General features: G+C 35.1%; 5 protein-coding genes. All 5 read left to right on the top strand.

The genetic code is table 11. The features are described 5' to 3' along the window. The first annotated feature begins 378 nt into the window (after positions 1-378). The 5 genes from K9V48_RS26540 (at position 379) to allB (ending at position 7363) form a co-directional block, all read left to right on the top strand. Positions 379-1296: a class II fructose-bisphosphate aldolase gene (locus K9V48_RS26540; RefSeq protein WP_224142084.1), complete on the top strand. Its 918-nt coding sequence runs from the start codon at positions 379-381 to the stop codon at positions 1294-1296. A gap of 85 nt (positions 1297-1381) precedes the next feature. After that, the gene (gene tpx / locus K9V48_RS26535; RefSeq protein WP_224142083.1) at positions 1382-1912 is read left to right on the top strand and encodes a thiol peroxidase; all 531 of its coding nucleotides are present in this window, start codon (positions 1382-1384) and stop codon (positions 1910-1912) included. Positions 1913-2795: 883 nt separating this feature from the next. Next, a complete protein-coding gene (locus tag K9V48_RS26530; protein WP_224142082.1) occupies positions 2796-4091 on the top strand; it encodes an MFS transporter in 1296 nt (431 codons plus the stop codon). 362 nt (positions 4092-4453) lie between these two features. After that, the gene (locus K9V48_RS26525) at positions 4454-5860 is read left to right on the top strand and encodes an NCS1 family transporter (protein WP_224142081.1); all 1407 of its coding nucleotides are present in this window, start codon (positions 4454-4456) and stop codon (positions 5858-5860) included. Between the two features lie 120 nt (positions 5861-5980). After that, positions 5981-7363: an allantoinase AllB gene (gene allB, locus K9V48_RS26520; protein WP_224142080.1), complete on the top strand. Its 1383-nt coding sequence runs from the start codon at positions 5981-5983 to the stop codon at positions 7361-7363. Positions 7364-7663 lie beyond the last annotated feature (300 nt).

Raw genomic sequence — 7663 nt, 5'->3', positions numbered from 1 at the left:
TTTTATTGTCTGGTTTTGAATTTTATTGTCCGAAATCACCAAGGTATCGACCAACCTTCAATTTTCGACATATTTTTCGTCCCGCTCTGTAACTGCTGTTAATCTTTTTATGTTTAAAAACAACAATCTTTTAGAAAAGAGCCTTCTTTTTAAATTATAACAATGTAATCACGATCATTGCTATGTTAACATTGCACAAAAAAAATGAATGCTTTAGCTATTATTAATAGAATAGTAGAAAGTTGTTGTAATTTTTTGAAAACGGTTTAAAATGAAAAACAGAACGACGTTGCTTATTAGGGAACTTTGTATTCGAACGAAATAAGTTAAATCGTTTTAAGCTTCGTATGTTAATAGCGTAAAGGAGGTTGGGGATGTATGGAAATAAAATTAAAAGCAAACAATGTTAGTTCGTTAACTAAGGTACTTTCAGTAGCAATGCAAAATCAATTTGCTGTCGGCTCGTTTACTCCTAGAGCTTCAAGAATGATAGCACCTATACTTAGAGCTGCTCAAGAAAAAAATTCTGCAGTCATCGTTCAGACTTCTGAAAGAGAGCAAGAGCGTTATGGAATTAATTTAGCGGAATTTAGCCAAGAGTTTTATCGTGTGATTCAAGATGAGAATATAACGATTCCTGCTGTATTACATTTAGATCATACGAAAGATTTCAATGTAATTGCCGAAGCAATCGAGGTTGGTTTTACATCGGTTATGATTGATGCCTCAGAACAACCATTTGAGAAAAATATGGAGATAACAAATAGCGTTGTTGAGTATGCGCACTCAAAAGGAGTAACAGTAGAAGCTGAATTAGGTAAGATTGGGACAACTGACTTTATTGAAACTGATGTTGATGAAGAACTATTTACAGAGCCTGAAGAAGCGAAACGGTTTGTAGAAGAAACAGGTGTTGATGCATTAGCGGTTTCTGTCGGAACTTCACATGGAGTCTATTCCGTTAAAGAGCCAAAAATTGATATTGAACGTTTAAAGGAAATTCGTGCACTGACATCTGTACCATTAGTGTTACATGGCGGTTCAGGAACTCCTTTAGAGCAGATTAAAAAAGCCATTCAAATTCCTAACGGTGGAATTAGTAAAGTGAATATTGCCACAGATTTGGAACATATGATGATAAAAATTCTTAATAGAGAAAACTATGTTACTGAAAAAGAGTGGGCGGAATTACCAACTGAAACATTGACTCTAGTTCAAAAAGCAGTTCAAAACGTAGTAGAAGATAAAATTGAAAATTTCTTAATAAGTAAAAATAGTGCCGCTTACTTTGTGTAAAATTAACTACTTGAAAACATCATAGCCTATTTTGAACTTTGCCCAGTATTAGAAGGAATTTTAAGGAATGAGGAGGAAGATTAATATGAGTAAAGAAAGATCTGGTGTAGTAACGTTTGCGGGAAACCCAGTTACGTTGGTAGGAAGTGAAATTCGTGTTGGTGATAAAGCACCAAATTTTGAAGTTTTAGCAAACGATCTTTCAAAAGTTACACTTGAAGATTCAACAGGGAAAGTCCGTCTGATTTCATGCGTACCTTCACTTGATACAGGAGTTTGTGATGCGCAAACAAGGAAATTTAATGAAACAGCTAGCAAGCTAGGAAATGATGTAGAAGTGTTAACCATTAGTGTAGATCTTCCATTTGCACAAAGCAGATGGTGTGGAGCTGCAGGAATAGAAGGTGTTCAAACTCTTTCTGACCATTATAATATGTCATTTGGAACAGCTTATGGAACTTATATGAAGGAACATCGCTTAGAATGCCGCGCAGTCTTCGTTGTAGATGAAAAAAATATCGTAAAATATGTTGAATACGTACCAGAAATTACGGATCATCCTAACTATGAAGCAGCTTTAGAAGCAGTTAAATCAATTATAAAAGTTAAAAAGTAATATAAGTAAAATATACAAGGTTGAAAAAAGTGTCTTGCTTTTCATTTAATCCATAGAAAAATGATTTGAGTAAAAACTCTTATTTCTCAAAGTATTCTCTACTTAACGTCAATAGAGGAAAAGGGCTGTCTCAAAAGTCTCCTTGAATGGAAAATACCTACGGAGAAATGGTTTTCTCTGTTGGTGTTTTCTATCTATTGAATTTTCTTCCTGAATCTGATGAAAAGATAGTTTGTCCTTGAGATGACCGAATACACTTTCCAGATCAATATTACGTTAAAGAGGATTAATATTTGTTGTTTAGTATAGTAAATATGCCTATTTTTTAAAACTTTTTATTGAAAAAATAAAATGATGGTGGTAGTATAAATTAACACAATATTTAGAATATTCATTTAATTATAGGGTATTTTACCTATGATTGGAAATTTCGTTGTTTATAGAAGAACTACGATCATTGGAAATTATTTTGAGCAATTATAGTAGCTTCACAGCAAAATAAAATAGGTTGTAACAACTGTGTTTTTTAGATAAATATCTTCAATTGTCAATTAACATAGTTTTTCTCTTTTGAAAACGCTTACTGATAAGGCTTTAAAGGAGGTGATATTACTCATAATAGAGTCTATTTTCAAACTTAATGTAGAGTTGGATTCAGTAATGCTATTTTTCACTAAACAAAGGGAACGGTGTTGCTTAACAAACAACAAGAGATGGTGTTTCAATAAGTAATAATGAAACGTACTAGTTTAAAGAAGCAAACTTACTTAAGAATGATGACTTAATATCTTTGTTTGATGAGTGGAAATTTGTGATTAGCCACAAAAGTGAAGACATTCTCAGTTAACGGTAAGTCATATAAAATCCTTAAGGAGGTACTTCAATGAACGAACAGTTACAAGTACAACCAAAGAAAAGATGGAAAGTTCGTTATTCAGTTTTATTAGTATTATGGGTCTGTTGGTTATTTTCTTTCTTAGATCGTATGGTTATCACGATAGCATTACCATTTATTGGGGAAGATCTTAACCTAAATGCAACGGCCCAAGGATTACTATTAAGTATGTTTTTTGCTGGTTACGCTCTATTTCAGATTCCAGGCGGGATGTTATCAGATAAATTTGGATTTCGTCGTGTCATGAGTATTGCGATTACTTGGTGGTCCATTTTCACATCTTTGACGGGATTAATTTTTTCTTTCCCTCTTATGTTATTGCTTCGTTTTGTCTTTGGTTTAGGTGAAGCTTGTTTACCTGGTGCATCATACAAAGGAATTGCTACTTACTTCCCTAGTAAGCAACGTGGTACAGCGACAGGGATTCAATCAACAGTAAACACTCTGGGGCCGGCTTTAGCAGCTATTGCAGCAGCAGCGATCATTGGATTTTTTGGCTGGCGTGCTGTCTTTGTCATAATGGGTATCCCAGGTATTTTTGTCGGTATTTATATTTGGGTAAAGTTTAAAGATAACCCAAAAGATCATCCGAAAATTACAAAAGAAGAGCTTGCCGAATTAGACGAAGATGTAGATGAAAAATCTCCCGAGAAAAAGAAGTCAGATATATCCTTTAAAGAACTTTTAAAAAGGCCCATTTTATGGCAAATGTCACTTGTTTGGTTCTTCTTTGATATTACGTTCTGGGGATTTACATCATGGCTTCCTTCGTATCTGATCAATGAAAAAGGTCTTTCTCTTATGGATACAGGTATCTTTAGTGCATTACCATATTTAGTCGGTACAGTAGCTATCGTTTTGGGTGGGTATTTATCGGATAGAGTAAAGACAAATAGAAAATGGATTTTTATTCCTAACGCACTAATTGGTGGTCTAGCTTTATATTTAATGTTTCAAGCATCTTCTTTAACAATGGTTATCGTTTACCAGTGTCTTGCAGCATTCTTTATGTTCCTAGCTCAAGGAGGGTTCTGGGGTCTGGTTGTTGATACCCTTCCCGCGAAAATTATGGCATCTGGTTCAGCTACGGTTAACTGTTTCGGATCTATTGCAGGTTTCGTGTCACCATTCTTAATGGGTTATATGATTGAAACAAGTGGCTCATTCAATTCCTCTTTCATCATGATGATTGTGGCTCTAGTGATAGCTGCTGCTATTGCGTTGTCTATTAGTGGGAAGCCAAAAGAAGAACCTGTAAATTTAGAGATTAAACTTGATGCTTAAAATAATGCAAAGGCAACGCTTATTGACGGTAATGAATTTAAAGGGGGTGATGCACCTCAATATCGAGTTCATAGATTTGAAATTTAGTAATGTTATTTCCATTCATTTATAGAAACGTTGTTGTTTAATAAACAACAATACTGCTATTCAAACATGTTAAGGCTTGACAAAGCAAATTCATTTTCAAGTCATAATTTAATACTTGTGACTGAAGCACAGAAAATATGGAATGTGAACAGGTAAACACCGTTGTAAAAGATAGAAAAATCATATCAAAGCCTATCGATAAACATCAAAGCCCTAATTTGTAAACCAATGTATTTTTCGAAATAATGCAAACAATAAAAGGAGTTGAGTGTATAATGTCTACAAATTTAGCAAGTTCCGTTACAAAAGAGACATCGCAAATCCAATATGATCAGGGTGTGGATGAATCACTACTTCCAAAAACAGAAGAAGATAGAACGGTAGGACCGATACCCTATGTATTTATGTGGATTGGAGACGGCGTTAATTTAGGTAATATGACGCTTGGAGCTAGTCTGGTTGTAGCAGGAACTGCAATGTTAAACATCTTTCAAACATTTGCCGCAGCTATCATAGCGATTGGTATCATTTCAACTTTGTTTGCTTTAAATGACAGGCTTGGATATCGAACAGGAATACCGTATGTTGTACAACTCAGAATGTCCTTTGGTCTCAAAGGCTCAATCATATCTTCCCTTATGCGTGGTATTCCAGCCATCGTTTGGTACGGTTTTCAAAGCTGGATAGGTGGTACTGCTTTAAATGAAATTGCGAAAGTTGTTACTGGTGGTAGTTTTGATAACGTTGTCATTTGCTTTGTAGTGATTCAGGTTTTACAAATTGTGCTTTCGCTGTTCGGCTTCCATGCTATTAAATGGGTGGAAATCGTCGCATCTCTTGTTATTATGCTAGCGCTGATCTATGTATTTGCTATTCTGCTAACATCTCATAGCGCTGTTATTACAGAAAAGTGGGTTCATGCAAAAGGTACATGGGGGTTGCCATTCTTTGCATTCATAATGATGTTTATGGGTAATTATGCAGCTATCTTTTTAAGTGCAGCGGACTATTCAAGGGAGCTCAAATCTGGTATTAGCGATAAAAAACGTGGATTTTTGTACTTTTCTCCTATATTAATAGCGTACGGATTCGTACTTACAATTGGAGCAATGCTTGCTTCTGCAACAGGTATCTCTAATCCTGTAAAGTCATTTGCGATAGTGGTAGATAATCCTTATATCACAGTAGGTGTGTCCGCATTTATTGTTCTCGGCGCGGTTGCAGTAAATATGGTTGCCAATATTATTCCACCGACCTATGTTATTACATTACTTACAAAAATGAAATATAAACCTGCAGTTATCATAACCGGATTGCTTGCGTTTTGTTCATTCCCTTGGGTGCTTGTACAGGATTCTTCAGCAAAGGGTCTTGGTATGTTTATTCTTATATATTCCGCATTTTTGGGACCGATTGTTTCTATTTTGTTAATTGAATATTATATTTTAAGAAAGCAAAAGGTAAATGTTGCAGACTTGTACAAGGAAGACGGTCCATTTGCCGGATATAATCCATGCGCACTGCTTGCATTGTTTATCGGAGCTGGTGCAGCCTTTTTACTAGTGGAGTTGGCATGGATTATTGGTGTTGTTGTGGGTGGTTCTGCATATTTTCTTCTTACAAAGTATGCGTTTAAAGACTCAAAATTCAAAAAAGGTACGATATTTGAGAAAGAATTGTAAACTACCTAATATATTTCGTTTCTGTTATAAAAACATATGTAGATAAAATAGATCATGAAATAAACAAGAGATTTGAATAGATTTAAAATACAGAAAATTTCGAAAAAAGGGGTTGGAAGGATGAAGTTTGATTTAGTAGTAAAAAATGGGAATGTAGTATTGGAAAACTCAGTAGAAAAACTTGATATCGGTATACTTAACGGTAAAATAGTAGAAATTTCAAATGAAATAGCTGAAGAATCTATTGAAGTTATAGATGCTTCTCATCAATATGTCATGCCTGGAATGATTGATGCACACGTTCATATTTGTGAGCCAGGAAGAACAGAATGGGAAGGGTTTGTAACTGGAACACAAGCATTGGCTGCGGGAGGAACGACATCATTTATTGATATGCCTTTAAACGCTTTGCCGGCAACGACAACAAAGGATGCACTCCAATTAAAATTGAAATCTGCTGAAAATAAGGCATATGTTGATTATGCTTTATATGGTGGATTAGTTCCTGATAATCTTGAAGATTTAGAAGATCTTTCTAACCAAGGGGTTGTGGCCTTCAAATGTTTTATGGCCACTTGTGGTAGTGATGAAATTGGTGATTTTAAGAATGTAAATGATTATACTCTCTATCAAGGTATGAAAAAACTGGCAGAATTGGGACATGTTTTATCTATTCATGCCGAGAATGCGGAGCTTACTGATAAACTAGCAATGGAAAAGAAAGCACAAGGAAAAACAACAGCAAGAGATTATGTAGAGTCCCGTCCAATTTTTACAGAAGTTGATGCCGTTAAACGTGCTTTGTTATTAGGGAAAGAGACTGGGTGTCAATTACACTTTGTTCATATTAGTAGTGCTGAGGCTGTTGAGGAAATTCTTAAAGCGCGTAAAGAAGGTCAAGTGGTTACGATCGAATCTTGCCCACACTACTTTACGTTAGATACGGAGGATTTTGAAAGAATAGGTCCTGTTGCAAAATGTGCCCCACCACTTCGTGCAAAAACAGAACAAGAAAAATTATGGGCAGCCCTTCAGGATGGAAAAATTGATATCTTGACTTCGGATCATTCTCCATGCCCACCTGACATGAAGCAAAGCGACACGAATAACATGTTTGAGATGTGGGGAGGAATTAGCGGTTGCCAAAATAATGTGGATTTAATGTTTGATGAGGCTGTAAAGAAGCGTGGAGTATCAGTAAGTGAATTTTCAAAGATGATTGCGACAAAGCCAGCAGAAATATTTAACCTAGCTACTAAAGGAAGAATGAAGGTATCCTATGATGCTGATATCATTCTCCTTGATCCAAATAAATCGTATACCGTACAGGCAGAAGATTTGTATTACCGACATCAGCATAGTCCATATGTTGGAAGGGATGTAAATTGTCGAGTGACGAAAACATTCGTAAGAGGACAGCTAGTTTATGATATGGAAAAAGGGATTGTAAGTGAGCCAATTGGAAAGTATTTAACAGGGCAAAATACTTTAATAGAAGCATAGAATGGAGTGATTCAAAAGAAATTGTAAAGTGATTTTGAAATGTCTCCCTATAAAATGGAAAGTTTATAAAAGTGAATAAGAATAGAGATGACTTCAGTACTAGGCGAAGGCACTGAAAAGTCCAAAACCTAAAGTAATGGTGTCCCTAATCTACTAATCTATAGATTAGTAGATTACACTTTGTTGAAAAAAGATTATGTCAATGAAAATGCCACAAATTTTTTGTGGCATTTTCATGATTATCATTTGTTTTATCAAACAGATTCTTCTATAATTTCATATGTTAGGTGTAGACCAATT

It is taken from the genome of Metabacillus rhizolycopersici (assembly GCF_020075705.1).
Note: the sequence above shows the minus strand (reverse complement) of the source record. Positions and strands in the feature narration are given on the sequence as shown.

Excerpts from the sequence above, each read along its gene's own strand:
- allB (WP_224142080.1), top strand. The coding sequence starts at position 5,981 with ATGAAGTTTGATTTAGTAGTAAAAAATGGGAATGTAGTATTGGAAAAC.
- tpx (WP_224142083.1), top strand. The coding sequence starts at position 1,382 with ATGAGTAAAGAAAGATCTGGTGTAGTAACGTTTGCGGGAAACCCAGTT.
- K9V48_RS26530 (WP_224142082.1), top strand. The coding sequence starts at position 2,796 with ATGAACGAACAGTTACAAGTACAACCAAAGAAAAGATGGAAAGTTCGT.
- K9V48_RS26540 (WP_224142084.1), top strand. The coding sequence starts at position 379 with ATGGAAATAAAATTAAAAGCAAACAATGTTAGTTCGTTAACTAAGGTA.
- K9V48_RS26525 (WP_224142081.1), top strand. The coding sequence starts at position 4,454 with ATGTCTACAAATTTAGCAAGTTCCGTTACAAAAGAGACATCGCAAATC.